This window comes from Caballeronia sp. DA-9 (genome assembly GCF_051615025.1).
In the GTDB taxonomy this organism is placed as follows: domain Bacteria; phylum Pseudomonadota; class Gammaproteobacteria; order Burkholderiales; family Burkholderiaceae; genus Caballeronia; species Caballeronia sordidicola.
This window is the reverse complement of sequence record NZ_CP195132.1, coordinates 1,496,590-1,522,426: the sequence shown is the minus strand read 5'-3', so window position 1 is coordinate 1,522,426 and position 25,837 is coordinate 1,496,590. Positions and strand designations below refer to the sequence as shown.

Here is a 25,837-nt window from a genome sequence, read left to right as displayed (position 1 = left end):
CCGGCTCATAGCCGGAACACGCTGACAACGCGGGAAAGCCGTTCTGCTTGTTCGTGTAGGCCGGCCGTGGATTGTTCCGCTTCGCCAACGAGCGCCGCATTTTGCTGCGTCGCTTCGCCAATCTGCGCGACCGCAAGATTCACTTGTTCAATACCGCTCGATTGCTCGCGCGACGCCATGCTGATTTCGCCGATGATCGCATTCACCCGCGCGACGCGTTCAACGATTCCGCTCATGGTGCCGCGGGCTTCTTCGGCGATCCGGTAGCCGGTGGCGACACGCCCGACCGACTCCGCGATCAACGCCTCGATCTCCTTGACCGCGGCGGCGCTGCGTTGCGCGAGCCCGCGCACTTCAGACGCCACTACGGCAAACCCCCTGCCATGTTCGCCGGCGCGCGCGGCTTCGACCGCCGCGTTCAACGCGAGGATGTTTGTCTGAAACGCGATTCCTTCGATCACCGACGTAATGTCCGAGATCTTGCGCGCGGACGCATCGATTTCGCTCATGGTGTTGACCACGCGGCTTACCGCTTCGCCGCCCGCGCGGGCCGCATCGGACGCCGATGCCACCAGTTGGTCCGCTTGCGCGGTATTGGCGGCGTTCTGCTGCACCGTCGATGTGATCTGTTCCATGCTCGCGGCCGTTTCTTCGAGGCTGCTGGCCTGCGTCGCGATGCGCAGCGAAATGTCGCTGCTGCCTGCCGCGATCCGGCCGGTGCCATCCGACATATCCGCCGAGGCGCTGCGCACTTGCGTCACGATGCGCGCCAGGCCGGTCGCAATGCCATCGATGGCGCTCATCAACCGCCCGACATCGTCCTCACGCGTGGTGGCGAGACGCACGCTGAGGTCACCCGCCGCGATTTGCTCGGATGCGTGCGTAAGCTGTTCCAGCGGCTGAGTCACCAATTTCCGGACAGCGAAAAGCAGCACCGCGACCAAGCCGGCGATCACGAGCAAACCCAGCACCAGAAAGCGTTGCCGCATGGCGCGCATGTCGGCGAGCAACTCGTCGCGATAAGCAATCCCGCCGATCACCCATTGCCATTCGGGCACCGAACGAAACACGATTTCCTTCGCGCCGCCATGCACCTGGCGGTTTGCGAGATCGGGCGTGTCGGGGGCATCGAAGGAAAGACGGCCTTGCTTGGCGTCCAGCATCTGCTTGAATGGCGCGATGCGTTCATCGGCTACTTGAGGGGTTGAACCGTTCGCGCTTTCCATGCCCGGATGCACCAGAAGCTTGCCGCGATTCGGCCCATTCGATGCATCGATGACAAAAAAGTAGCCGTTCTCGCCCACTTTCAGATCGCGGATGTTCTGTTGCAGCGTGGCGATCTCCGCGGTGATGTCCACGCCAACGAAGAGCGCGCCGATCACGCGGCCCGATGCATCCGCGACCGGCTTGTACTCGGTGATGTACTGCTTGCCAAACAGCGAAGCCATGCCGATAAACCGCTTGCCGCCCAGGATCAGCGCGTACGCCGGACCCTTGCGGTCGAGCAGCGTGCCGACCGCACGCGCGCCATCCTGCTTTTTCAGCGATGTCGTCACGCGCACGAAATCGTCGCCGCTGCGCGCGAACACAGTCGCAATCGCGCCGCTGCGCTCAAGGAACTGATCGGGAATCGAGAAATCGAGGTTCATAGGCTTGTCGCCGGCCTTGAACGTTGGCGTCGCAATACCGCCAATATCGACCTTTTGGGTTTCATCGAGCGCGAAATCCGTTGGCAGGAAGCTCGCGAACAACGTCATCGCGCGCTCCACTTCGGCGCTTACGGACTTGTCGTAGAGATGGATCATCGTGCCGATCGCGCGGTTGTCGTCGTCCATGCGTTCGAGCGCCTGGACATCGATTTCCTGCCCTGCGGAATGCGTGACGGCGAGGGTGAAACCGGCCACGACCACGGCCGCCAAGGCGCACGCCAGGACAGCGAACTTCGCGCCGACACTTGCGCGGCGAAGGTTGAATTTCGACATAGTTGATTTCTGAACGACATGTAGGGAATATGAATGGTTATCGGCAGCGCTGCACCATTCTTGACCCTGAACGATCGTTCGCATCCTGTGCGTGGCCCGCACTTGCTCTGGCGCGACATGCCAAAACATGCAACATGCCGCTGACGACTGCTCGCAAACCCTTGTCCCGCAAGGCTCCTTCTTTCCAGCCGCCAGAAAAAGCAAATCAGGGTGTCGTATTTCCACATGTGGGCGTCGGAAATAGTCGGCAACCCGCACTTTTTTCTGGCAACTATGTATAGAGAGCGCGGACGCACGTCCGCCAACCAGGAGAGCGTTCGATGAAATCCGAAAAGGTCGTGGTCGAGAACCTGTGCAAGGTGTTCGGCACGAGCCCGAAGCAGGCAATCGACATGCTTGCCGGCGGGGCAACGAAGGAAGAAGTTTTCGCCAGGACAGGACAGATCGTCGGCGTGCACAACGTGTCCTTCGACGTGCGCGAGGGCGAGATTTTCGTGCTGATGGGCTTGTCGGGTTCGGGCAAATCGACACTGATCCGGTTGATCAACCGGCTGGTCGAGCCGACGGTGGGCAAGGTCCTGATCGATGGCCGCGATGTGGCTTCCGTGCCGCGCTCGGAACTGACCTCGCTCAGGCGCAAGGACATGAGCATGGTGTTCCAGTCGTTCGCGCTGATGCCGCAACGCACGGTTTTATCGAACGCCGCGTTCGGGCTGGAAGTGGCCGGAGTCGGACGCAAGGAACGCGAGAAGCGCGCAATGGTCGTGCTCGAGCAAGTCGGTCTCGCGCCGTTCGCGCAGAAACTTCCGGCGCAGTTGTCGGGCGGGATGCAGCAGCGCGTGGGTCTTGCGCGGGCGCTGGCGGTGAATCCGTCGCTGATGATCATGGACGAGGCGTTTTCCGCCCTCGATCCGCTCAAGCGCAAGGAAATGCAGAACGTGCTGCTCGACCTGCAGCGCGAACAGCAGCGCACGATCATGTTCGTGTCGCACGATCTGGAAGAGGCGCTGCGCATCGGCACGCGCATCGCGATCATGGAAGGCGGACGCGTGGTGCAGATCGGCACGCCGCAGGAAATCATCTCGAATCCCGCCGACGACTACGTGCGCGCGTTCTTCGAAGGTATCGATACCAGCCGTTATCTCACCGCCGGCGACCTCATGCAAACCGATGCCGTGCCGCTGATGAACCACGCTTCGCACATCGATGCGTCGAGTGTCTCGCAGGCGCTCAACGGCAGCGCCGACTATGCGTTCGTGATGGACCAGGAGCGCAAGATCCGCGGCTTCGTATGCCGCGACGCCGTCGGGCAGGCGTCGCCGGAAATCAACGTCATTGAATGCATTCAACGCACCACGCCGCTCGATGTGGTGGTGAGCCGCGTGGTCGCGAGCCGCGCGCCGCTGCCGGTGGTTGACGCGGACGGATCGTATTGCGGTTCGGTCAACAAGACGAACGTCCTCAAGGCTCTGACTCGACATAGAGGCTCACATGTCTGAAATTGTCCCGCTCGGCAGTTGGGTCGATCACGGCGTCAAATATCTGCTGGACCACGACGCGAAAACGTTCGACGCGATCGGAAAGGTCATCGAGAGCTTCGCGGCGGTCGTCGAACACGGCCTGCAGGCCATTCCCATGTGGCTGATGATGGCGATCTTCGTGGGCATCGGCCTGTGGCGGGTTGGCTGGCGTTTTGCGCTGTTCGTGCTGCTATCGCTCTTGCTGATCTACGCGACCGGCTTCTGGGACCAGATGGTGATCACACTCGGTCTGACGCTGTCGTCCACCTTGATCAGCCTGCTGCTCGGCATTCCGCTTGGCATCTGGACCGCGAAGAGCAAGACCATCGAGACGATCGTGCGCCCGGTGCTCGACCTCATGCAGACCATGCCGGCGTTCGTGTACCTGATTCCGGCGGCCATGTTGTTCGGCCTGGGACGGGTGCCTGGCATCTTGTCGACGGTGATTTTCGCGATGCCGCCCGCTGTGCGCCTGACATCGCTCGGGATCAAGCATGTGAATCGCGAGATCGTGGAAGCGGGTCAGGCGTTCGGGTGCACGCCGTGGCAACTGCTCTACAAGGTTCAGTTTCCGAACGCGCTGCCGTCCATCATGACCGGCGTGAACCAGACCATCATGATGGCGTTGTCGATGGTGATCATTGCGTCCATGGTCGGCGCCGGCGGTCTGGGCAACGACGTGCTGGCAAGTATTCAGCGCCTGGATATTGGGCTCGGATTCGAAAGCGGCTTGTCGGTGGTGTTGCTCGCGATCATCCTGGACCGGATCACGGAAAGCTTCGGCCGTTCGCCGGGCATGGCGCGCGCCGCTGCTGTCGGGGATTCGCAGCGTGATGCGGGTGCGGCGCGCGCCGGCCGCGCAACAAGGCTAACGGTAGTAATGAGCGCACGCAGCCAAGGATAAAAACCCGATGAAACGCGACGCGATGGTGCCGGACCGGATTCATCCAGCGGGCAAGACGCCTGACTCGCCGTTATCGAAGCTGTCGCACTTCGGGTTTTTGACGCTGCCGAATTTTTCGATGATCGCGTTCACCAGCGCCATAGAAGTATTACGGATGGCGAACTATGTGGGGCGCGCGGAACACTACACATGGTCTGTGATTACACCCGATGGTGAGCCGGCGCGCGCGAGTAATGGCATCACGGTTAAGCCGACCAGGACGCTTGCCGAAGCCGGCATGCCGGATGTGTTGATCGTGTGCGCCGGCTGGCACGTACGCGATTACGTGGACGACAAAGTCATTGCGCTGCTGCAGCAGGTCGCGCAACAAGGCGTGCCGCTTGGCGGCATTTGCACCGGCGCATACGCGCTGCTGGCCGCGAACCTGCTCGACGGCTATCGATGCACCGTGCATTGGGAGGACATGTCGCCGCTGCACAAGCGTTTCCCCCACGTGCGTTTCGCCGATGAAATCTTTGTCATCGACCGTGATCGCGTGACGTGCACGGGCGGCACCGCGCCGCTCGACCTCATGTTGAATCTCGTGGGCATGCGGCTTGGTCAGGCGCATGCTGCACAGGTGTCCGAACAGTTCATTGTGGAACGCATTCGCGGCACGACGGATCATCAGCATATTCCGGTGGATGCGCGCGTTGGCTTTTCACGCGCTGAACTGATCGAAGTCGTGCGGTTGATGGAAGCGAACATAGAGGAGCCGCTTTCACTCGAGGAACTCGCGCGGCTCGTAAAGCTGTCGCAGCGCCATTTGCAGCGCATGTTCAAGATGTTCCTGAGCGTATCTCCAACGCATTATTACCTCACGCTGCGCTTGCGGCGTGCGCGTGAATTGCTGCGTAACAGCGACGCTTCAATTTCGCGCGTGACCGCTATTTGCGGTTTCCATTCGCCATGTCATTTCAGCAAGGCGTATCGCGCGCAATTCGGCCATGCGCCGAGTATCGAGCGCAGGCAATCAGCTTAAAACGAATTTTCAAACATGACGCGCTGTCCTTGGCGCGGCATTGTCGTGTCTACAGTTTCCACAACATGGAGAAAACATGAAACTACACGGAATCGCGTCCTCGTGTGCGCTGGCTGTCTTGTTGAATATCACGCTATCCGGCGGCGCGTTTGCCGCCGATTCAGCCGCGTGCCAGAACGTGCGTTTCGCCGACGTCGGCTGGACCGATATCGCCGCGACAACGGGCCTCGCGACCACCGTGCTTCAGGGTCTCGGGTACAAGCCGACAAAGACCATCGCTTCCGTGCCCATTACATTTGCGGGTATCAAGAACAAGCAGATAGACGTGTTTCTCGGCTACTAGTCGCCGACGATGGACCCGATTGTCGAGCCCTTCCAGAAGGCGAGCCAGATAAAGGTGTTGCCTTCGCCCAACCTGACGGGCGCCAAATACACGCTGGCTGTTCCTGATTATGCGTACCAGGGCGGCCTGAAATCCTTTAACGACATCGCCAAAAATTACGACAAGCTAGACGGCAAGATCTATGGCATCGAGCCGGGCAACGATGGAAACGCGCTGATCAAGAAAATGATCGACGCGAATCAGTATGGACTGGGCAAGTTCAAGATGGTCGAGTCGAGCGAAGCCGGGATGCTGGTCGAAGTGGGCCGCGCGATTCGCGAGAAGAAGTGGATTGTGTTCCTCGGCTGGGAGCCGCATCCCATGAACGTGTCGATGAAAATCGATTATTTAAGCGGCGGCGACGATGTGTTCGGACCGAACTACGGCGAAGCAAAGGTGATGACGGTGACGCCGCCGGATTATGCCGCGCGGTGCCCGAACGTTGCTCATCTGGTCGATAACCTGAAGTTCTCGACAGATATTGAAAATCACGTGATGACGCCGATCATGAATAAAACCGACCCGAACAAGGCGGCAAAAGATTGGCTCAAGGCAAATCCCGCAGTGCTGGACAAGTGGCTTGCAGGCGTAAAAACGTTCGATGGAAAGGACGGATTGGCCGCCGTTAGAACCTACGTCGCACAATAGTTGGCTCACGCAGGGTGCGAGCGGCTACATTGCCCGCGCCCTTCCTGGAAAGGTTTCATCGAAGTCCGCAGCGAGATCGATTGTCGCGATGCTTGCTGCGTCCTCCGGCGCAGCGGTGCCACGTTGCTCGCGATACATCATGGGCGCAAGCCCGAACTGCTTCCTGAACTCGCGGCCCAGGTGCGAAGCGTCTGAAAATCCGCAGCTTGACGCAATATCGGCGACGGTTTTATCGGAGCTGGTCAGCAACCATGCCGCCGTGCGCAACCTGACCTGCTTCGCGTAGGCCTGTGGTGCTTTTCCCGTCTCTGCCTTGAATAATCTTTCCAGCTGCCGCGTCGATAAATCCAGCTTGTGTGCAAGCTCGTCGAGCGTCAGCGAACGGCCCACGTGCTGCTCCATCAGCAGGATGGCACGCTTCACCTTGGGGTGCGTGGCGGGCGCAAGTCCTGGCGGATGCGGCTGCGGCGCATTGCCCTTTTGCATGTCGTCGACAAGCAGGATGCGCAGCGCCTTTTGGACCGTCGCGGCCTCGAAATGGCGCAGCAAGATGGCCGCGGCAACGTCGATTGATGCACGCCCGCCGGAGCAGGTAATGCGCCGGTGATCCGTGACGAACAACCGGTCTGCGACGAGCATTTCTTCATTTGCGCCAGGAAACCGCTCCACGAAATCCCAGTAATGAAACCAGCTTACGCAGATCCGGTATCCATCCAGCACGCCGGCGCGCATCAACGAAAACACCCCGGTGCAAATGCCAACGAGCGTGGCGTCGGTCGTGGCGGCGCGGCGAATGAATTGCAGCGTGGCGTCGCTTGCGCCCGCGCCGGAATGCAGCAAACCGCCCACAACCACGACGTAATCAAATGGCTCGGCTTTATCGAATGTTTCCCACGGCGTGATCTGGATGCCGCAGCTCGCCCGCACCGGAGCAAGCGTTTCGCCAATTACGCTCCACGAGCACCGTACCGGTTTGCTGAAATCGCCTTCGTCGGCGGAAAGACGCAATAAATCGACAAAGCCGGAAAACGCCGTGAGCGTGAAATTCGGCAGCAACACAATGCCAAACCGGATGCGTTGTTTGGACGCTGTGTCGGGCGATTGAGCGGGAAGAAGGTCAGCGGGATTCATGCGCTTGCCGTGGATATGCAGCTAAATCAGGAAATGCGGACTGGAAACGACGACGGAATAATAGGGCAGCATATCACCGCTTGATTGCTATTAAAGCGTGCTTTGGAATTTTGAATCAACCAAGGAAAAACGGCTTGCCCGTAAAGAGCAAGCCGTTCTTTAATAGTCTCTGGCTAGCCAACCACGCCGGCTTCAGCTATGAACCATTCAAGTGACTTAGTGAGCCGTGTGCGTCACGTGCTTGGCTTTCGGAAACTTGTGGTGATGATGCGGCTTTGCGTACGAAACGGCCGGCGCCGCAACTGCAGCAACAATGAGAACCGCGAGGAATTTCTTCAGAAGATTGTTCATGAGACGAGCCTGATGGGCGAGAGTTTGACGAAGGGTTTACATGGCGCATTGCAAAACGCCGACACAGTTTAGCGCAGCGTTTATTCAACCAGAAATGGTCGATAACGCCGGTCGCAAAAAGTGTTGTATTGCTGCCTATGTCAAGCGCTCAGCCGCGTTTAAGGCATCGCTTACGGCCGTCTGGGTGTAACCAAAAAAAAGTCCGCAGCAAATTAAATAGGGAACGCCGCAGCACGACATTCCCCGCTCACGCGCGAGCTTATGAGCCTGAACCGCTTGCCGTGACGGGCGCAGCCGGCCCACTTGGGTCTGCCGTGCCCATGCCAGGCGTATTGCTCTTGCCCATGGACGTTGAATTCTTGTGCTTCATCGTCTTGTGGTGCGTCATTCCGGTCGTTCCAGAGCCAGCCGACTGGTTCGTCGTCTGGGCGTTGTCACCGGCCTGTAAGCCAGTGTTCGAACTGGGCGGGTTGTTTTGGGCGAAAGCCGTACTGGAAACACAAAGTACGGCGCCGATCGCGCATGCCATTGAGAAGTGCTTCATGCCTGTATTCCTTTCTGTAAGACGGGCGAGACGTCCAGGGATCGTTTGACATCGAACAAGCGGACGCTCACTTGCTTGCTCAAACCCGTACTCAGCATGTGACGTGCCACGACCATCGCCAGGCGCTTTTCACTTGCCGGTTTCCGCCGTGGAGTTTCGTTAATACGCCGCTCATGCGTTGTATTGACGCTTGTCGTGCAAGCGATTTCACATGCTGACGCCGCCGTCCCACATGCATGCCGTTTTTGTTCTATCGGCGAAAATTGACGTGCGGTGCAATGGCTATGTGGCGATTTTCCACGCATGCGGCTCGTAACCGCTCGCAACCAACGCGCATTTTCATTTCGCATTCACACAAAGGCAGCCCATGAACGTCAGCGTTTTCGATCTGTTCAAGATCGGCATCGGTCCGTCGAGTTCGCATACGGTCGGCCCGATGATCGCGGCGTGCCGCTTTGCCTCGCATATTGAAGACGCTAATTTGCTGGCGTTCGTACGCCGCGTGCAAGTGGACTTGTTCGGTTCGCTGGGCGCGACAGGCAAAGGTCATGGCACCGACAAGGCCGTGCTTCTCGGACTCGAAGGTTATTTCCCCGACTCGATCGATCCCGATGCGATCGAACCGCGCCTGCGCGCGATCCGCGAGTGCAAGGCGCTGATGCTGCTCGGCAAGCACGAAGTGAAGTTCGATGAACGCGAACATCTCGGTTTCTTCCGCAAGCTGATGCCGGGTGCGCCCGGCTCGAGCGTCGTGCATCCTAACGGCATGCGCTTTCAGGCCTTCGACGAAAACGGCCAGCTTGTTGTTGAGAAAGAGTATTACTCGGTAGGCGGCGGCTTCGTGATCAATCGCGAAGGCACGCGTGTGAACGGCGTGCAGTCGGGCGCGGAGGTGCCCCATCCGTTTCGCACCGGCGACGACCTGATGCGCGTGTGCCGCGAGACGGGTTTATCGATTGCACAAGTGACAATGTTGAACGAATGCGCATCGCGTTCCGAAAGCGAAGTACGCGCGGGCTTGCTCGCAATCTGGCGCGTGATGGCGGCGTGCGTGGAGCGTGGCTGCAAGGTTCGTGGCGAGTTGCCGGGTCCGATGCATGTCAAGCGTCGCGCCGCCGACCTTTCGGCACAACTGCGCAACCGCTCGGAAGAATCGCTGCGCGATCCGCTCTCCATGCTCGACTGGGTCAACCTGTACGCCATGGCCGTGAACGAAGAAAACGCGGCGGGCGGGCGCGTGGTCACGGCGCCCACGAACGGTGCTGCCGGCGTGATCCCCGCCGTGTTGCATTACTACGTGAAGTTCATGCACAACGCGACCGACGAAGGCATTGTCACGTTCCTGCTGACGGCGGCGGCGATCGGGATCATCTACAAGGAAACCGCGTCGATATCCGGCGCGGAAGTCGGTTGTCAGGGCGAAGTGGGCGTGGCGTGTTCCATGGCCGCCGCCGCGCTGGCGGCCGTAATGGGCGGCACGCCGACGCAAGTCGAAAACGCTGCTGAAATCGGCATGGAACACAACCTTGGCATGACCTGCGATCCAGTAGGCGGGCTCGTGCAGATTCCGTGCATCGAACGCAATGCAATGGGCGCGATCAAGGCGCTCAACGCGGCACGCATGGCAATGAAAGGCGATGGCACGCACTATGTATCGCTCGATAACGTGATCAAGACCATGCGCGAAACCGGCGCGGACATGAAAACGAAATACAAGGAGACGTCGCGCGGCGGACTGGCCGTGAACGTCATCGAGTGTTGATTTAAACGGTTTGGAAATTTACAAGTTCAAGGAAACACCATGAGCCGCTATTCGATATTCAGTCTGCTGCGCAATGGCATGTCGTATCACGAGAACTGGGAGCGTCAGTGGAAAAGCCCGGAGCCCAAGCAGGAATACGACGTGGTGATCGTCGGCGGCGGCGGACACGGTCTCGCTACGGCGTATTACCTTGCCAAGGAGCATGGCGTTCGCAATGTCGCGGTGCTCGAGAAAGGCTGGATTGGCGGCGGGAACACGGCGCGCAACACGACCATTGTGCGTTCGAATTATCTGTGGGACGAATCGGCGGCGCTGTATGAAAAAGCGATGCAGCTTTGGGAAGGGCTTTCGCAGGACCTGAACTACAACGTGATGTTCAGCCAGCGTGGCGTGATGAATCTCGCGCATACATTGCAGGATGTTCGGGATACTGAACGTCGTGTGAATGCCAACCGCCTGAATGGTGTCGACGCCGAATTTCTTACGCCCGAACAGATCAAGCAGATCGAGCCCACGATCAACCTGAATAGCCGATACCCCGTGCTTGGTGCGTCCATCCAGCGTCGCGGCGGTGTTGCCCGTCACGACGCGGTCGCGTGGGGTTATGCGCGCGGCGCGGATCAGGCCGGCGTGGATATCGTGCAGAACTGCCAGGTAACGGGCATTCGCCGTAACGGCGCTCAGGTTGTCGGTGTCGATACAACCAAGGGTTTTATCAAGGCGAAGAAGGTTGCCGTGGTCGCGGCAGGCAACACCTCGACGCTCGCCGACATGGCCGGCATCCGCTTACCGCTCGAAAGTCATCCGTTGCAGGCGCTTGTCTCCGAGCCGATCAAACCGGTGGTCAACACGGTGGTGATGTCGAACGCGGTGCACGCGTATATCAGCCAGTCCGACAAGGGCGATCTCGTGATTGGCGCAGGTGTCGATCAATACACGGGCTTCGGCCAGCGCGGCAGTTTCCACATCATTGAAGGAACGCTCGAGGCCATTGTCGAGATGTTCCCCGTTTTCTCGCGCGTGCGTATGAACCGGCAGTGGGGCGGCATTGTGGATGTATCGCCGGATGCGTGCCCGATCATCAGCAAGACCGATGTCAAAGGTCTCTATTTCAACTGCGGATGGGGTACGGGCGGCTTCAAGGCGACACCGGGTTCGGGTTGGGCGTATGCACACACGATTGCGAAGGACGAGCCGCATCCGTTGAACGCGCCGTTTTCCATCGACCGTTTTTATACGGGCCATCTGATCGACGAACACGGCGCCGCCGCCGTTGCCCATTAATCGGCTTCAGGAGAGATGACATGTTGCTGATCGAATGCCCTTGGTGCGGACCGCGTGCCGAAACCGAATTCTCGTGCGGCGGCGAGGCTGACATCGCCAGGCCGCTCGATACCGAAAAGCTCACCGATAAGGAATGGGGCGACTACCTCTTCATGCGCAAGAACCCGCGCGGTGTGCATCGTGAGCAATGGATGCATGCGCAAGGCTGCCGCCGCTGGTTCATGGCCGAGCGCGATACCGTGAGCTATGCGTTCCAGGGCTACGACACGTTTGCGCGGCCGCTTGCCGTGATGGAATCGAAAGAAGAAGGACAGCCGAAATGAGCCAGAAAGACCGACTCGCCACGGGCGGACGCATAAACCGTGCAATCGCGCTCACGTTCACGTTCAACGGCAAGACGTATCAGGGCCATCAAGGCGACACGCTTGCGTCCGCGCTGCTTGCCAATGGCGTGCATTTCGTCGCGCGTAGCTGGAAGTACCATCGGCCGCGCGGCATTGTGACCGCCGACGTGGCAGAACCGAATGCGGTCGTTCAACTCGAAACCGGCGCTTACACCGTGCCGAATGCGCGTGCAACCGAGATCGAGTTGTATCAGGGGCTGGTTGCAACGAGCGTGAACGCGAAGCCGAGTATCGAAAACGATCGCATGGCAGTGAACCAGAAGATCGCGCGTTTTATTCCGGCGGGGTTCTACTACAAGACCTTCATGTGGCCGCGCAAGTTCTGGCCGAAATACGAAGAAGTGATTCGCGACGCGGCGGGTCTTGGCCGGGCGCCGAGACAGGTCGATGCCGATCGCTACGACAAATGCTTCGCGCATTGCGACGTGCTCGTGGTCGGGGCAGGCCCTTCGGGACTTGCTGCGGCGCATGCGGCGGCGTTGTCGGGCGCACGTGTGATTCTGGTCGATGACCAGCCGGAACTCGGCGGTTCGCTGCTGTCGTGCCGCGCGGAAATAGACGGTGCGCCTGGCCTGAAATGGGTGCAGAAGATCGAAGCCGAACTGCGCAAGATGCCCGAGGTGAAGATCTTGTGCCGCAGCACCGCGTTCGGTTATCAGGACCACAATCTCGTGACCGTCACGCAGCGTTTGACGGAACATCTGCCTGTATCGATGAGGAAGGGCACGCGCGAACTGCTGTGGAAAATCCGTGCGAAGCGCGTCATTCTGGCGACCGGCGCGCAGGAACGTCCAATCGTATTCGGCAACAACGATCTGCCGGGCGTGATGCTGGCGTCGGCGGTGTCTTCGTATTTGCATCGATACGCCGTGCTGCCAGGACGCAACGCGGTCGTATTTACGAACAACGACAGCGGTTATCAATGCGCGCTGGACCTGAAGGCGGCGGGCGCGCAAGTGAGCGTGGTGGACCCGCGTCTCTCGGACGAAAAAGGCGCGTTACAGGCGCAGGCAAAACGCTATGGCGTGAAGGTGCTGAACGGATCGGTGGTGACCGTTGCGCACGGCAAGCTGCGGGTGGCGTCGGTCGAAGTCGGCGCTTATTCCAACGGCAAGGTTGGCGCGAAGCATGCCGAGTTGCCTTGCGATCTGCTCGCCATGTCCGGCGGCTGGAGCCCAATCCTGCACTTGTTCGCGCAGTCCGGCGGCAAGGCGCATTGGCACGACGAAAAACTTTGCTTCGTGCCCGGCAAGGCAATGCAAGCCGAAAGCAGTGTTGGCGGATGCGCGGGTGAATTCACGCTTGCTCGCTCGATTCGTTTTGCAGTGGACGCCGGTGTTGACGCCGCGCGTGCCGTCGGACTGATCGTCGCGCGTCCGACGCCCGTGCAAGTTGCCGAGATCAGCGAAGCGCCGTTGATGCCGCTCTGGCTTGTCGGTGGACGCGAGTTGGCGACACGCGGTCCCAAGCAATTCATCGACTATCAGAACGACGTCTCCGCCGCCGATATCTTCCTCGCCGCGCGCGAAGGGTTCGAATCCGCGGAGCACGTAAAACGCTACACGGCGATGGGCTTTGGTACGGATCAGGGCAAGCTTGGCAACATCAATGGCATGGCGATTCTCGCGCAGGCGCTGAGCAAGACCATCCCTGAAACGGGCACCACGACGTTCCGTCCGAACTACACGCCGGTCAGCTTCGGCACTTTCGCCGGGCGTGAACTGGGCGAGTTTCTCGATCCCATTCGCAAGACCGCCGTGCACGAGTGGCATGTGGAAAATGGCGCGGCGTTCGAGGACGTGGGCAACTGGAAGCGGCCGTGGTACTACCCGCGTCATGGGGAAGACGTGCACGCGGCTGTCGCGCGCGAGTCGCTGGCCACGCGCACGAGCGTGGGAATACTGGATGCATCGACGCTGGGCAAGATCGACATTCAAGGCCCCGATGCCGCCAAGCTGCTCAACTGGGTTTATACGAACCCGTGGAGCAAGCTGGAAGTGGGCAAGTGCCGCTACGGTCTGATGCTCGATGAAAACGGCATGATCTTCGACGATGGCGTGACCGTGCGCCTCGCCGATCAGCACTACATGATGACCACGACAACCGGCGGCGCGGCTCGCGTGCTGACGTGGCTGGAGCGCTGGCTCCAGACGGAATGGCCCGACATGCGCGTGCGTCTCGCGTCGGTGACGGACCACTGGGCTACCTTCGCCGTGGTCGGCCCGAATAGCCGCAAGGTGCTGCAAAAGGTCTGCCGCGATATCGACTTCGCGAACGCCACGTTTCCTTTCATGAGCTATCGCGAGGGAACCGTGGCGGGGGCGGCGTCGCGTGTCATGCGTATCAGCTTCTCCGGCGAACTTGCATACGAAGTCAACGTGCCGGCCAACGTGGGACGCGCGGTGTGGGAAGCACTCATGGCCGCCGGCGCCGAGTTCGACATCACGCCTTACGGCACGGAAACCATGCACGTGTTGCGTGCGGAGAAGGGCTACATCATCGTGGGTCAGGACACCGATGGTTCCATGACACCGCACGACCTTGGCATGGGCGGTCTTGTTGCAAAGTCGAAGGACTTCCTTGGCAAGCGTTCGTTGACGCGCTCGGACACGGCTAAGACCGGACGCAAACAGTTGGTTGGTTTGCTCGCCGAAGATACGGCGTTCGTCATTCCCGAAGGTTCGCAGATCGTCGCGGGTCCGTATAGTGGCACGACCGCGCCGATGCTCGGTCATGTCACGTCGAGCTATTTCAGCCCTATTCTAAAGCGCTCGATCGCGATGGCCGTCATCAAGGGCGGTCTCGACAGGATCGGCGAGTCGGTGATGATTCCGCTTACCGGCGGCAAGCAGATGCCGGCGAAAATCACCAGCTCGGTGTTCTACGACAGCGAAGGAGCACGTCAACATGTGGAATGAGAACGGAAGTAATCAGGCGGTCGTGGATCGTTCAATCGGGCAGGGTGTATGGCAGGAGTCGCCGCTGGTAGGCGTGGATAGTGTGCTGAAGAAACATCAGGCTGCATCATCTAAAGCGTTTCGTCTGGTCGAGCGGCCATTTCTCGAACTCGTGAATCTGCGTGGCGATCTGCGTGACACGGCGTTCGTGGCCGCTGTGGAAAATGTGCTTGGCTGCAAGCCTCCCGAGAAGGCGAACACGACGGCGGCCGGCAATGGCTACGACGTGTTATGGCTGGGACCGGACGAATGGCTGGTGCGCTCGGTCGCGTCCCACTCGGCCACGCAAACCGCACCAATGGAAGCGAAGTTGCGCGAAGCCTTCACAGGTTTGTATGCGGCCGCGGTGGATATCGGCAGCGGTTATACGGTGCTCGAAATCAGCGGCACACGTACTCGCGATGTTCTCGCCCGCGGCTGTCCGCTCGACTTGCATCCGCGATTGTTTGGCGTCGGCCAATGCGCGCAGAGTCATTATTTCAAGGCGTCGGTGACGATCGCGCCGACTGGCGAAGACAGCTTCGACCTCGTGATCCGCCGCAGCTTCGCGGACTACTTCGTGAAGATCATGCTCGACGCGGCCGAACCGCTGATGTCGTGAAACTGTATGAGACCGCAGGATCATTGAGTCCGGGAGGCCGCGGCTGGCGCATCGTGGTTGATGAACTGATCGTGGTCACGCGCATCGGCTTGCATGATCGGGAATATGTTGCGCCACAGCCTGTCGCGATTGATGCAAGCCTTCGTTATCGCGGCGTACCGGTTGAAGGAAGCACGCATGGGTTGATCGATTACGAGGCGTGGTGTGAACGTGTTGCCAGGTATCTGGCGGATAAACCGCATACTCGCTTGCTTGAAACGCTCGCGGTGGAAGTGGCGGCATTGTCATTCACGGAGTGGCCGGCGCTCGATGCGTTGACGCTGCTTTTTTACAAGCCGAAGATTCGTGAGGGCACGCGGCGAGTGGGCGTGGAGCTTGATTGGTATCGTGCTGACTTCGACTCATGGCGCGCATCCGATAAAGCACGCTTGAGTGCAGCACGCTGAATCTCACATGACATCGACGCGTGCTGAAACCGCCGAGCTCTTGCAGCTTGCGTGCGAGCAACATGACGCCCACGCGGCGCTTGCGTTGCTCGACAGAAGTATCGCGCTTGGGCACAGGCGCATTGCGTTGATCCGATACCTGCACGCGCAATATCTCAATGCGCCCCTTGGCGCGCGGCATCACGAGTATGTGCGAAAGATTGCCGGGCGATTGAGCACAGAAAGCATTGCACGCATAGCGACGGCTGCGCGCGCCCGGTTCGAACAATGAATCAGCGTTACGAGCTTGTTGCAATCGACTTTGCTACATCGCCGCGATAACTTCGCTCTTCCGCGCTTTCGCCCCGCCCGCGACGAAATACGGCGTGTCGGCGCGAGCCAGCGGCGCATGTCCGCGAATTGCGTCGGCGATCTTTTCGGCAAGCATGATGGTCGGCGCGTTCAGATTGCCGGTCACTATTTGCGGCATGATCGAAGCGTCGACCACACGCAGGGATTCAAGCCCGTGCACGCGGCCTTGATTATCTACCACGGACATATCGTCGTAACCCATCTTGCACGAGCACGATGGATGGTAGGCAGTCTCCGCGCGCTGTCTCACGAACGCATCGAGCGCGTCGTCAGTCCTCAAGTCCGCACCGGGATGCAACTCGCGCCCGCAATAATTCTTCAGCGCCGGCTGATGCATGATCTCGCGCGTGATGAGAATGGCGTCGCGGAATTCTCGCCAGTCGAGCGGGTCCGACATGTAGTTGAACAAGATGCTCGGATGCGCGTTCGGATCACGCGACGTCAACTTCACGCGCCCGCGGCTGGGCGAACGCATTGACCCGACATGCGCCTGGAAACCGTGCATCTTGATGGGATTCGAGCCGTTGTAGTTGATCGCGACAGGCAGGAAGTGATACTGAATGTTCGGCCAGAGATCGTCGTCACGCGTGCGAATGAATCCGCCCGCTTCAAATTGATTGCTCGCGCCAATACCGGTGCCCTTCAACATCCATTCAATGCCGATCTGCGGCTGGTTCCACCATTGCAACGCCGGATACAGCGACACGGGTTCGAGACACTCGTACTGCATGTACATTTCCAGATGGTCCTGGAGATTTTCGCCGACACCGGGCAGGTCATGGACCAGCGGTACATCGAGTTCGCGCAGCCATGTGGAGCGTCCAACGCCCGAACGTTGCAGCAATTGCGGCGAAGCAATCGCGCCGCTGCACACGAGCACTTCGCGGCGCACATGGGCGCTCACGCGTTCGCCGCCATGAAGATACGCAACGCCGATGGCTCGCTTGCCTGAAAACAGTATACGGTCGGTCACCGCATGCGTGACGATGGTGAGATTCGGCCGGTCCTTCGCGCGGTCGAGATAGCCGCGCGCCGTGCTCGATCTGCGGCCGTTTGGCGTCACCGTTCGATCCATCGGTCCAAAACCTTCCTGGCTGTAGCCGTTGAGGTCGTCGGTACGCGGATAGCCTGCCTGCACGCCTGCCTCGACCATTGCGGCAAACAAGGGATTGTTGCCGGGCTTCGATGTCGTTACGTGTACCGGACCGTCGCCACCGTGATACGGGTTGGGGCCGGCGTCGCGTGTTTCCGCCTTGCGAAAGTACGGCAGGCAATCCGAATAGGTCCAGTTCTCGAGGCCTTGCCGCCCGGCCCAGCCGTCGTAGTCAAGCGCGTTGCCGCGTATGTAGCACATGCCGTTGATGAGCGACGAACCGCCAAGTCCCTTGCCCCGGCCGCATTCCATGCGCCGGTTGTTCATGTGCGGCTCGGGATCGGTTTCATACGCCCAGTTGTATCGACGGCCCTGCAGCGGGAACGCAAGCGCCGCCGGCATTTGCGTGCGGAAATCAAAACGATAATCGGGGCCGCCCGCTTCGAGCAGCAACACGGTCACGTCGGCGTCTTCCGTGAGACGCGACGCCAGCACGTTACCTGCCGAACCCGCACCCACGACGATGTAGTCGAACTCCTTTCTGTCCATTGAATGCTCCTTAGAACACGGGTTGGTACGGACCCATCTCGACCTGGACCGACTTGATGCTCGTGTAGTGCTCGAGCGTGGTGATTCCGTTTTCGCGGCCAACGCCCGATTGCTTGTAGCCGCCCACGGGCATTTCCGCGGGTGATTCGCCCCATGTATTGATCCAGCAAATGCCGGCCTGCATTGCATGAATGACGCGGTGCGCACGCGCCAGATTGTCGGTCACCACGCCTGCGGCAAGGCCATATGATGTGGCGTTGGCGCGTGCTATTGCTTCGCTTTCCTCATCGAAGACGAGAATGCTCATGACCGGTCCAAAGATTTCCTCGCGTACGATTCGCATGCCATCGCTGCAATCGGTAAAGACGGTCGGCTCGACGTACTGCCCTTGAGCAAACGCGCCATGCACAATGCGCGATCCACCAGCGATAAGCCGCGCCCCTTCCTTCTTGCCACTTTCAATAAAACCCATCACCTTAAGCAACTGCGCGGCGCTGACCAACGGACCGAAGTTCGTGTTTGCGTCCATTGGCGGTCCTGGGCGGATGCGTTTCACCCGTTCCAGCAGCAGCGCTTCGAAGCGCTCATACACAGTCCGTTGTACGAATACGCGCGTGCCGTTCGTGCAAACCTGCCCGGAGCTGAAGAAGTTGGCGCTCAGGGCAATGTCGGCGGCGCGTTCGAGATTGGCGTCGTCGAAAACAATGAGGGGCGATTTGCCGCCCAGTTCCATCGTGACTTCTTTCAACGACGAAGCGCCTGCCGCCGACATGACTTTCTTGCCAGTTTCGACACCGCCAGTGAACGAGACCTTCGCAATATCCGGATGCGCCGCCAGCATTGCGCCAATGCGGCCATCGCCTTGCACGACGTTGAACACGCCTGCGGGAACGCCCGCTTCCGTAAAGATCTCGGCTAGTTTCAACGTGCTTAGCGGCGTGACTTCGCTCGGCTTGAAGATCATTGCGTTGCCTGCGGCGAGGGCGGGCGCTGCTTTCCAGCAGGCAATCTGGATTGGATAGTTCCACGCGCCAATGCCCGCGCAAACGCCAAGCGGCTCGCGTCGCGTGTAGACGAATGAAGTGGGGCGCAGTGGGATCTGCTGACCTTCCAGCGCTGGTGCGAGCCCCGCGTAGTATTCGATCACGTCGGCGCCCGTGACAATATCGACCGCGCGTGTTTCGGCAATCGGCTTGCCCGTGTCGCGTGTTTCGAGAGCGGCAAGTTCGTCGTTACGTTCGCGAAGAATCTCCACTGCGCGGCGCAGGATGCGCGAGCGCTGCATGGCGTTCATGGCAGCCCATTCGCGCTGTCCTTCGTACGCCGATCGCACTGCACGGTCGATGTCGGCCGCACTCGCCTGCTGCACGCTTGCGAGCGTCTCGCCGGTGGCGGGATCGACCGTGGTGAAAGTCTCGCCACTGGTGGCGTCGACGTAAGCGCCGCCAATATACAGGCGCTGCAATCCGAATATGGGCATGGTGTGATCCTTAGGTAAGCGTGCGGCCGCGCGTATCGAGCACGAGATCGATGTAGTCATTGGCGAGCCGGATAGCGGCCTTGGTATCGAAGGGTTCGCCCGACAATGCGCCGCGCAGCCACAATCCGTCGATCAATGCAGCTAGCCCGCTTGCAGCGCGACGCGCTGCTACACGTGGCAGCGCTTTCGAAAAGTCGGCGCACAAGTTGGAATAGAGACGGCGCGTGTTGATGCGTTGCAAGCGCTGCAATTGGGGCTTGTGCATGCTCTCTGACCAGAACGCGAGCCACGTCTTTGTCACCGGATTGCTGACCTGCGCCGCGTCGAAGTTCGCCGTTACCACGGCGCGCAGGCGCGCGCGCGGCTCGTCTTTCGCAAGGCGGCGTCTTCGCGATGTCGCGCTCCACAAGTCGCGCAGCACGTGGCGCATGGTGGCTTCGAGCAATCCGTCCTTGTCGCCGAAATAGTGACTGACGATACCCGTTGAAATACTCGCGCGTTGCGCAACCGAGGCCAGCGTAGTGCCGGGCAAGCCGGCATGGTCGATGGTGAGCAGGGTCGCATCGATCAACTGCGCCCGGCGGATTTCACGCATTCCAAGCTTGGGCATGAACGTTCCCTATATGACAGTTGCCAGATGCATGATCCAAAGCCTAAGTATTTTATATTGAACGGTCAATCAATAAAAATGCACGATGTCGGTTTCGGCCAAACTCGCGTCGCGTTGGAGGCGCGTCTCTTGTGCACGGCAGGACTACGCTCGTGAGACGGTGCATGGCGTCGTCTGCCATGCGGATCGTCCACAAGAGAAAGGAGACAGGCAATGAGCAGCAATCGCGGCGTCGTGTATTTGGGGCAGGGCAAGGTGGAAGTGCAATCCATCGACTATCCGAAGATGGTGGATCCGGGCGGCCGGCAAATTGGCCACGGTGTAATCCTCAAGGTCGTCACCACGAATATCTGCGGCTCCGACCAGCACATGGTGCGCGGCCGCACGACCGCTCAAGTCGGTCTGGTGCTCGGACACGAAATCACAGGCGAAGTAATTGAAGTCGGACGCGACGTGGAAACGCTGAAGATCGGGGATCTGGTTTCAGTGCCGTTCAACGTGGCCTGCGGACGCTGCCCGACCTGCAAGGCGCAAAACACTGGCGTGTGCCTGAACGTGAATCCATCGCGTGCGGGCGGTGCATACGGTTACGTCGACATGGGTGGCTGGATTGGCGGACAGGCGGAATATGTCATGGTCCCGTATGCCGATTTCAATCTGCTGAAGTTTCCCGACCGTGACCAGGCGATGTCGAAGATCCGCGACCTGACGTGCCTCTCGGACATCCTGCCAACGGGTTATCACGGAGCGGTAATGGCAGGCGTGAAGCCCGGCTCGACGGTTTATATCGCGGGCGCAGGACCGGTCGGAATGGCGGCGGCCGCATCCGCGCGTTTGCTCGGCGCTGCCTGCACGATTGTCGGCGACATGAATGAAGAGCGTCTTGCCCATGCGCGCAAAGTGGGCTTCGAGACGGTGGATTTATCGAAGGATGCAACGCTCAGTGAGCAGATCGCGGCGATTCTCGGCACGCCTGAGGTGGATTGCGCGGTCGATTGCGTCGGCTTCGAAGCGCATGGTCACGGCAGCAGCGGGCATCATGAAGAAGCGCCTGCCACGGTGCTCAACTCACTAATGGAAATCACGCGGGTAGCAGGCGCAATCGGGATTCCGGGCCTGTATGTCACGGACGATCCGGGCGCCGCCGACGCAGCCGCGAAAAAGGGTGCGCTGAGCATTCGCTTCGGTTTGGGCTGGGCCAAGTCGCATTCGTTCTTCACTGGCCAGACGCCGGTCATGAAGTACAACCAGAACCTGATGCAGGCGATCTTGTGGGATCGATTGCCGATTGCGGATATTGTGAACGTGTCGGTGGTGACGCTCGATCAGGCGCCGGATGGATATCGCCAGTTTGATGGCGGTGCGCCGCGCAAGTTCGTGATCGACCCGCACGGATTGTTAAAGGCGGCTTAGGAATAGAGCCGCTGTTGCTTGAGCGGTCGATGGCCGTGGGACTAAGTCATCGAACGCTTAAGTGCCAGCAACAATCTACGCGGCGCTTTGCACAACCGCCAAGGATGGAACCACCGCGAGCGGCGGCAATTGCCGCCGCCGCTCGCGCGTGGGCGCAGTGCCAAAAGCATCGCGATAGCTCTTGCTGAAGTGGCATGCCGACTGGAACCCGCAAGCCATCGTGATATGCATGATCGACATATCGGTCTGAAGCAGCAATTCGCGCGCACGGCGCAGCCGCAACGTGAGGTAGTAGTGCGTAGGCGTCATGCCAAGATGCTCGCGGAACAGGCGCTGCAACTGACGCTGTGACATCCCTGCGAGCCGCGCGAGTTCTTCTCTCGACAACGGCTCTTCAATGTTGTTCTCCATCAGCGAAATCACTTCGAACAGCGACTTGTTCGCCGACCCAAGGCGTGCAACGAGCGGCATGCGCTGCTGCGCGCTCGTATCGCGGACATGTTCCACAATGAACTGTTCCGCGATCTGCGTGACCTTTGCCGAACCAACGCGCGTGGAGATAAGGTTCAGCATCATGTCGAGCGGCGCGACGCCGCCGGTACACGTCACGCGATCCCGATCGATCACGAATAGCTCTTTGAGAAAGCGTGTATCGGGAAATTCCTCTTTCAAGGCCGACATGTTTTCCCAGTGAATCGCGCACGCGTAGCCCGCGAGCAAACCAGCGCGGGCGAGCGCGTAGGTGCCGGTGCAAAGGCTGCCCAGCACGCTCCCCAGACGCGCGAAGCGGCGCAGTGCAGCGAGATGCGCGGCCGTCGTTTCGCGCTGAACGTCGATACCGCCGACCACGAACACGATGTCCGGCTGTCCCACGCATTCCACGGGTCCGGTATCGACGGAAAGACCGTTGCTGGCTGTTACTGGGCCGCCATCAGGACTCACGATAGACCACGTGTAAAGCTTTTGCCCCGTCAGATAGTTCGCCATGCGCAGCACTTCAATAGCGTTGGTGAACGCGATCATGGTGAAGTTCGGCAGCGGCATGAACGCGAAATGCGCGAGCGACGCGGTGCGATCGGGGGACATGAGAGGAATGATTCCTTCGAATCTTGAGTTGCGCTGTCGTGGGGCACGACTATCTACATTTTGTAGATGTTTGCAACTAGCATGCCATCAGGCTAAACCCTATCGGCGACGAAACTCCATCGCGATACAGACGCTTGAAAGCGCACCCGGACAGGGATCGAACGCGTGGCACGCACCGCGCAAGAGCGCCCACCGTCCGTCGCAGTGCAGCATCGGGTGGCTGGATAAATGCGTCAGACGCGACTTGTGTAAAACGGACGCCCATGTCGGAAAAGGCCAAGAACACGTCTAAATTCATAAATTGGCGGATTCGGCGAAAGTCAAGAATAGACGCATCGGAAAGCGGATTTAAGCGCTGATCTGGCGTGCCGCGGCGTCATGAATCTGCTTTCAAAAAACGACTTGTTCCCGAACCCACGGATGCTTCAATGTCAAACTCCACGACTCGCCCCGCCGCCCCGTTCTTCGATGAACCGCTTGCCTCTCGCGACGCGCCCGTGCGCAGCGCCATCCTTAAAGAGCTGGAACGCCAGCAGTCGCAGATCGAACTGATCGCGTCGGAGAATATCGTCTCGCGCGCCGTGCTCGAGGCGCAAGGTTCGGTATTGACGAACAAATACGCGGAAGGTTATCCGGGCAAGCGTTATTACGGCGGCTGTGAGTTTGTCGATGAAATCGAAACGCTCGCGATCGATCGTGTGAAGCAGATCTTCAACGCGCAATTCGCGAACGTTCAGCCGCATTCGGGCGCGCAGGCTAACGGCGCGGTGATGCTCGCGTTGACCAAACCCGGCGACACCGTGCTCGGCATGTCGCTCGATGCCGGCGGTCACCTGACGCATGGCGCGAAGCCGGCGTTGTCGGGCAAGTGGTTCAACGCGGTCCAGTACGGCGTGAACCGCGAGACCATGCTGATTGATTACGAGCAGATCGAAGAACTCGCGATGCAGCACAAGCCCACGCTGTTGATCGCCGGTTTCTCGGCTTATCCGCGTGAACTGGATTTCGCGCGGCTGCGCGCTATTGCTGATAAAGCCGGGTCCAGGTTGATGGTCGACATGGCGCACATTGCCGGTGTAATCGCGGCGGGACGTCATCAGAACCCGGTCGAGCACGCACATGTGGTGACGTCGACCACGCACAAGACCCTGCGCGGTCCGCGCGGGGGCTTTGTGCTGACGAACGACGAAGACATTGCCAAGAAGATCAATTCAGCGGTCTTTCCGGGCCTCCAGGGCGGTCCTCTCATGCATGTGATCGCGGGTAAGGCCGTGGCCTTCGGCGAGGCGCTGCAGCCTTCGTTCAAGACGTATATCGACAATGTGCTGGCGAACGCGAAGGCGTTGGGCGAAGTGCTCAAGTCGGGCGGCGTGGATCTCGTTACCGGAGGCACGGACAACCATCTGCTGCTCGTCGATCTGCGTCCGAAGGGCCTGAAAGGTAATCAGGTCGAGCAGGCACTGGAGCGCGCCGGCATCACCTGCAACAAGAACGGCATCCCTTTCGATCCGGAAAAGCCCACTATCACCTCGGGCGTGCGCCTGGGTACGCCGGCCGGCACCACGCGTGGTTTTGGCGTTGCCGAGTTCCGCGAGATTGGCCGCCTGATCGTGGAAGTGTTCGACGCGCTGCGCGACCACCCGGAAGGCCATGCCAATACCGAACAGCGCGTGCGCCGCGAAATCTTCGCGTTGTGCGAGCGTTTCCCTATCTATTGATTACGTCCCGCCATTCTGGAGCATGAGATGAGCACATTGCACGACACCAGCATCATTATCGACGGGTTGAACATCTCGAAGTTCGAGCCTTCCGTGTTCGAGGACATGAGAAAGGGCGGCGTGACCGCGGTGAACTGCACCGTATCGGTCTGGGAGAGCTTCCAGAAGACCGTGGACAACATTGCAGAGATGCGCCAGATGATGCGCGAACACAGCGATATTCTCACGCTCGTGCGCACCACGGACGACATTCGCCGTGCCAAGAAAGAGAACAAGACCGGGATCATCTTCGGCTTCCAGAACGCGCATGCGTTCGAGGATAACCTTGGTTATATAGAAACGTTCAAGCAGCTTGGCGTGAACGTGGTGCAGCTTTGCTACAACACGCAGAACCTGGTTGGCACGGGATGTTACGAGCGCGACGGGGGGCTCTCCGGATTCGGCCGCGAGGTGATCCAGGAAATGAATCGCGTGGGAATCATGGTCGATCTTTCGCATGTCGGCGGGAAGACGTCTTCGGAAGCGATCGCGGCTTCCACCAGGCCGGTTTGCTATTCGCATTGTTGCCCTTCGGGCTTGAAAGAACATCCGCGCAACAAGACGGATGAACAACTGAGGGAAATCGTCGATGCGGGCGGCTTTGTCGGCGTGACCATGTTCGCGCCGTTCCTCAAGCGCGGTCCCGATGCGACTGTAGAGGATTATCTGGAAGCCATTGAATATGTGGTCGATCTGATCGGCGAAGACAACGTCGGCATTGGTACTGATTTCACTCAAGGTTACAGCACGGAATTCTTCGACTGGATCACGCACGACAAAGGTCGTTATAGGCAACTGACGAATTTCGGCAAGGTTGTGAACCCGGAAGGAATCCGAACCATTGGTGAATTTCCCAACCTGACTGCCGCAATGGAGCGTGCCGGCTGGAGCGAGTCGCGCATCAGGAAAGTCATGGGCGAGAACTGGGTGCGCGTGTTCGACAGCGTCTGGAACGTCTAGGACCGCGTCGCCAAGCCCGAATCACCTTCCCCAAGGAAAGCAAACAATGCAACCGCAACTGCCTATAGACGTCGATCCGGAAACCGGCGTCTGGACAACCGACTCGCTGCCCATGCTGTACGTGCCGCGTCATTTCTTCACGAACAATCACTTAGCGGTTGAAGAAGCGCTGGGGCGTGAAGTATATGCAAAGAGCTTGTATACGGCGGGCCATAAGTCGGCATATCACTGGTGCGACAAGGAAGCCAAACAGCACGGCATCAGCGGCATGGCGGTATTCGAACATTATCTGAAGCGCTTGTCGCAGCGGGGCTGGGGGCTCTTTTCGATCGTCAGGAGCGATCCGGCGGCATCGACTGCGACCGTGCATTTGCATAACTCGTCGTTCGTGCTTGCTCAGCCGGGCAAGGAAGGCAAGCTTTGCTACATGTTCGCCGGCTGGTTCGCGGGTGCAATGGACTGGGTCAACGATACCGCGCCGCAAGGCACGAAGAAAGGACCGAAGTCCTTCTCGGTGGAGACGCAATGCGCGGCGGAAGGTCATCCGCATTGCGTGTTCGAAGTGACGCCGCTGCAAGCATGAACGCGTAACAAGCATGAG

The 25,837-nt window shown here is 59.6% G+C and carries 21 protein-coding genes and 2 pseudogenes; 15 read left to right on the top strand and 8 right to left on the bottom strand.

Annotation, left to right across the window (positions count from 1 at the left end):
* Window positions 1-5: 5 nt before the first annotated feature.
* Window positions 6-1,982, bottom strand: coding sequence for a methyl-accepting chemotaxis protein (locus ACRWA7_RS13190; protein ID WP_438391392.1), 1,977 nt, complete (start codon window positions 1,980-1,982; stop codon window positions 6-8).
* Window positions 1,983-2,302: 320 nt separating this feature from the next.
* Between ACRWA7_RS13190 and ACRWA7_RS13185 the strand changes: the two genes are divergently transcribed.
* The 4 genes and pseudogenes from ACRWA7_RS13185 to ACRWA7_RS13170 all read left to right on the top strand — a co-directional run bounded on the left by ACRWA7_RS13185 (window position 2,303) and on the right by ACRWA7_RS13170 (window position 6,457).
* Window positions 2,303-3,481, top strand: coding sequence for a quaternary amine ABC transporter ATP-binding protein (locus ACRWA7_RS13185; protein ID WP_060817853.1), 1,179 nt, complete (start codon window positions 2,303-2,305; stop codon window positions 3,479-3,481).
* Window positions 3,474-4,374, top strand: a pseudogene (gene choW / locus ACRWA7_RS13180) (choline ABC transporter permease subunit). Before ACRWA7_RS13185 ends, choW begins: the two are co-directional and overlap by 8 nt.
* A gap of 39 nt (window positions 4,375-4,413) precedes the next feature.
* Window positions 4,414-5,427: a GlxA family transcriptional regulator gene (locus tag ACRWA7_RS13175; protein ID WP_060817851.1), complete on the top strand. Its 1,014-nt coding sequence runs from the start codon at window positions 4,414-4,416 to the stop codon at window positions 5,425-5,427.
* Between the two features lie 76 nt (window positions 5,428-5,503).
* Window positions 5,504-6,457: pseudogene (locus tag ACRWA7_RS13170) on the top strand (choline ABC transporter substrate-binding protein).
* Window positions 6,458-6,481: 24 nt separating this feature from the next.
* Here the strand turns inward: ACRWA7_RS13170 and ACRWA7_RS13165 are convergent.
* The 3 genes from ACRWA7_RS13165 to ACRWA7_RS13155 form a co-directional block, all read right to left on the bottom strand.
* Entirely contained in the window at window positions 6,482-7,588 is a 1,107-nt protein-coding gene (locus ACRWA7_RS13165) for a GlxA family transcriptional regulator (protein WP_438391391.1), read from the bottom strand.
* Between the two features lie 216 nt (window positions 7,589-7,804).
* Window positions 7,805-7,939 (bottom strand): hypothetical protein, encoded by a 135-nt coding sequence (locus ACRWA7_RS13160; RefSeq protein ID WP_255580681.1) that lies wholly within the window; start codon window positions 7,937-7,939, stop codon window positions 7,805-7,807.
* Window positions 7,940-8,198: 259 nt separating this feature from the next.
* Complete coding sequence (locus ACRWA7_RS13155; RefSeq protein WP_060817848.1) at window positions 8,199-8,483, bottom strand: hypothetical protein; 285 nt, start codon at window positions 8,481-8,483, stop codon at window positions 8,199-8,201.
* Window positions 8,484-8,850: 367 nt separating this feature from the next.
* Between ACRWA7_RS13155 and ACRWA7_RS13150 the strand changes: the two genes are divergently transcribed.
* The 7 genes from ACRWA7_RS13150 to ACRWA7_RS13120 are packed head-to-tail and all read left to right on the top strand — an operon-like array spanning window position 8,851 to window position 16,208.
* On the top strand, window positions 8,851-10,245 hold the full coding sequence (locus ACRWA7_RS13150) for an L-serine ammonia-lyase (RefSeq protein WP_438391390.1): 1,395 nt from the start codon (window positions 8,851-8,853) through the stop codon (window positions 10,243-10,245).
* Window positions 10,246-10,284: 39 nt separating this feature from the next.
* The gene (locus tag ACRWA7_RS13145; RefSeq protein WP_438391389.1) at window positions 10,285-11,529 is read left to right on the top strand and encodes a sarcosine oxidase subunit beta family protein; all 1,245 of its coding nucleotides are present in this window, start codon (window positions 10,285-10,287) and stop codon (window positions 11,527-11,529) included.
* A 20-nt stretch (window positions 11,530-11,549) separates the two neighbouring features.
* Entirely contained in the window at window positions 11,550-11,852 is a 303-nt protein-coding gene (locus ACRWA7_RS13140) for a sarcosine oxidase subunit delta (protein ID WP_438391388.1), read from the top strand.
* Window positions 11,849-14,851 (top strand): sarcosine oxidase subunit alpha family protein, encoded by a 3,003-nt coding sequence (locus tag ACRWA7_RS13135; RefSeq protein ID WP_438391387.1) that lies wholly within the window; start codon window positions 11,849-11,851, stop codon window positions 14,849-14,851. Before ACRWA7_RS13140 ends, ACRWA7_RS13135 begins: the two co-directional genes overlap by 4 nt.
* Window positions 14,841-15,491: a sarcosine oxidase subunit gamma gene (locus ACRWA7_RS13130; protein ID WP_438391386.1), complete on the top strand. Its 651-nt coding sequence runs from the start codon at window positions 14,841-14,843 to the stop codon at window positions 15,489-15,491. The genes ACRWA7_RS13135 and ACRWA7_RS13130 overlap by 11 nt, the downstream gene beginning before the upstream one ends.
* Window positions 15,488-15,937: a dihydroneopterin aldolase gene (locus ACRWA7_RS13125; protein WP_438391385.1), complete on the top strand. Its 450-nt coding sequence runs from the start codon at window positions 15,488-15,490 to the stop codon at window positions 15,935-15,937. The genes ACRWA7_RS13130 and ACRWA7_RS13125 overlap by 4 nt, the downstream gene beginning before the upstream one ends.
* Before the next feature lie 7 nt (window positions 15,938-15,944).
* Entirely contained in the window at window positions 15,945-16,208 is a 264-nt protein-coding gene (locus ACRWA7_RS13120; RefSeq protein WP_438391384.1) for a hypothetical protein, read from the top strand.
* A gap of 33 nt (window positions 16,209-16,241) precedes the next feature.
* Here ACRWA7_RS13120 and betA read toward each other — a convergent pair whose 3' ends face one another.
* From betA to betI, 3 genes are read right to left on the bottom strand one after another with little or no spacing between them, the layout of a single operon-like run.
* Window positions 16,242-17,930, bottom strand: coding sequence for a choline dehydrogenase (gene betA / locus ACRWA7_RS13115; RefSeq protein ID WP_438391383.1), 1,689 nt, complete (start codon window positions 17,928-17,930; stop codon window positions 16,242-16,244).
* Window positions 17,931-17,940: 10 nt separating this feature from the next.
* Entirely contained in the window at window positions 17,941-19,410 is a 1,470-nt protein-coding gene (gene betB / locus ACRWA7_RS13110; protein ID WP_438391382.1) for a betaine-aldehyde dehydrogenase, read from the bottom strand.
* Window positions 19,411-19,420: 10 nt separating this feature from the next.
* Window positions 19,421-20,020, bottom strand: a complete 600-nt coding sequence (gene betI / locus ACRWA7_RS13105; RefSeq protein WP_438391381.1) for a transcriptional regulator BetI — start codon at window positions 20,018-20,020, stop codon at window positions 19,421-19,423.
* A 213-nt stretch (window positions 20,021-20,233) separates the two neighbouring features.
* On the opposite strand from betI, the gene fdhA reads away from it, so the two are divergent.
* Complete coding sequence (gene fdhA, locus ACRWA7_RS13100; protein WP_438391380.1) at window positions 20,234-21,433, top strand: formaldehyde dehydrogenase, glutathione-independent; 1,200 nt, start codon at window positions 20,234-20,236, stop codon at window positions 21,431-21,433.
* 75 nt (window positions 21,434-21,508) lie between these two features.
* On the opposite strand, the gene ACRWA7_RS13095 is transcribed toward fdhA, so the two are convergent.
* Entirely contained in the window at window positions 21,509-22,519 is a 1,011-nt protein-coding gene (locus ACRWA7_RS13095; RefSeq protein WP_060817836.1) for a GlxA family transcriptional regulator, read from the bottom strand.
* 428 nt (window positions 22,520-22,947) lie between these two features.
* On the opposite strand from ACRWA7_RS13095, the gene ACRWA7_RS13090 reads away from it, so the two are divergent.
* The 3 genes from ACRWA7_RS13090 to ACRWA7_RS13080 are packed head-to-tail and all read left to right on the top strand — an operon-like array spanning window position 22,948 to window position 25,819.
* The gene (locus ACRWA7_RS13090; protein ID WP_060817835.1) at window positions 22,948-24,237 is read left to right on the top strand and encodes a serine hydroxymethyltransferase; all 1,290 of its coding nucleotides are present in this window, start codon (window positions 22,948-22,950) and stop codon (window positions 24,235-24,237) included.
* 27 nt (window positions 24,238-24,264) lie between these two features.
* Entirely contained in the window at window positions 24,265-25,236 is a 972-nt protein-coding gene (locus tag ACRWA7_RS13085; RefSeq protein WP_438391379.1) for a dipeptidase, read from the top strand.
* A gap of 46 nt (window positions 25,237-25,282) precedes the next feature.
* Complete coding sequence (locus tag ACRWA7_RS13080) at window positions 25,283-25,819, top strand: DUF5943 domain-containing protein (protein WP_438391378.1); 537 nt, start codon at window positions 25,283-25,285, stop codon at window positions 25,817-25,819.
* The last annotated feature ends 18 nt before the right edge of the window (window positions 25,820-25,837 follow it).

Bases quoted from the DNA above. Each gene is read 5' to 3' on its own strand.
- ACRWA7_RS13080 (WP_438391378.1), top strand. From the start codon at position 25,283: ATGCAACCGCAACTGCCTATAGACGTCGATCCGGAAACCGGCGTCTGG.
- ACRWA7_RS13160 (WP_255580681.1), bottom strand. From the start codon at position 7,939: ATGAACAATCTTCTGAAGAAATTCCTCGCGGTTCTCATTGTTGCTGCA.
- ACRWA7_RS13190 (WP_438391392.1), bottom strand. From the start codon at position 1,982: ATGTCGAAATTCAACCTTCGCCGCGCAAGTGTCGGCGCGAAGTTCGCT.
- ACRWA7_RS13175 (WP_060817851.1), top strand. From the start codon at position 4,414: ATGAAACGCGACGCGATGGTGCCGGACCGGATTCATCCAGCGGGCAAG.
- fdhA (WP_438391380.1), top strand. From the start codon at position 20,234: ATGAGCAGCAATCGCGGCGTCGTGTATTTGGGGCAGGGCAAGGTGGAA.
- ACRWA7_RS13145 (WP_438391389.1), top strand. From the start codon at position 10,285: ATGAGCCGCTATTCGATATTCAGTCTGCTGCGCAATGGCATGTCGTAT.
- betB (WP_438391382.1), bottom strand. From the start codon at position 19,410: ATGCCCATATTCGGATTGCAGCGCCTGTATATTGGCGGCGCTTACGTC.
- ACRWA7_RS13095 (WP_060817836.1), bottom strand. From the start codon at position 22,519: ATGTCCCCCGATCGCACCGCGTCGCTCGCGCATTTCGCGTTCATGCCG.
- ACRWA7_RS13130 (WP_438391386.1), top strand. From the start codon at position 14,841: ATGTGGAATGAGAACGGAAGTAATCAGGCGGTCGTGGATCGTTCAATC.
- ACRWA7_RS13165 (WP_438391391.1), bottom strand. From the start codon at position 7,588: ATGAATCCCGCTGACCTTCTTCCCGCTCAATCGCCCGACACAGCGTCC.
- ACRWA7_RS13140 (WP_438391388.1), top strand. From the start codon at position 11,550: ATGTTGCTGATCGAATGCCCTTGGTGCGGACCGCGTGCCGAAACCGAA.
- betA (WP_438391383.1), bottom strand. From the start codon at position 17,930: ATGGACAGAAAGGAGTTCGACTACATCGTCGTGGGTGCGGGTTCGGCA.
- betI (WP_438391381.1), bottom strand. From the start codon at position 20,020: ATGCCCAAGCTTGGAATGCGTGAAATCCGCCGGGCGCAGTTGATCGAT.
- ACRWA7_RS13120 (WP_438391384.1), top strand. From the start codon at position 15,945: ATGACATCGACGCGTGCTGAAACCGCCGAGCTCTTGCAGCTTGCGTGC.
- ACRWA7_RS13085 (WP_438391379.1), top strand. From the start codon at position 24,265: ATGAGCACATTGCACGACACCAGCATCATTATCGACGGGTTGAACATC.
- ACRWA7_RS13150 (WP_438391390.1), top strand. From the start codon at position 8,851: ATGAACGTCAGCGTTTTCGATCTGTTCAAGATCGGCATCGGTCCGTCG.
- ACRWA7_RS13155 (WP_060817848.1), bottom strand. From the start codon at position 8,483: ATGAAGCACTTCTCAATGGCATGCGCGATCGGCGCCGTACTTTGTGTT.
- ACRWA7_RS13090 (WP_060817835.1), top strand. From the start codon at position 22,948: ATGTCAAACTCCACGACTCGCCCCGCCGCCCCGTTCTTCGATGAACCG.
- ACRWA7_RS13135 (WP_438391387.1), top strand. From the start codon at position 11,849: ATGAGCCAGAAAGACCGACTCGCCACGGGCGGACGCATAAACCGTGCA.
- ACRWA7_RS13185 (WP_060817853.1), top strand. From the start codon at position 2,303: ATGAAATCCGAAAAGGTCGTGGTCGAGAACCTGTGCAAGGTGTTCGGC.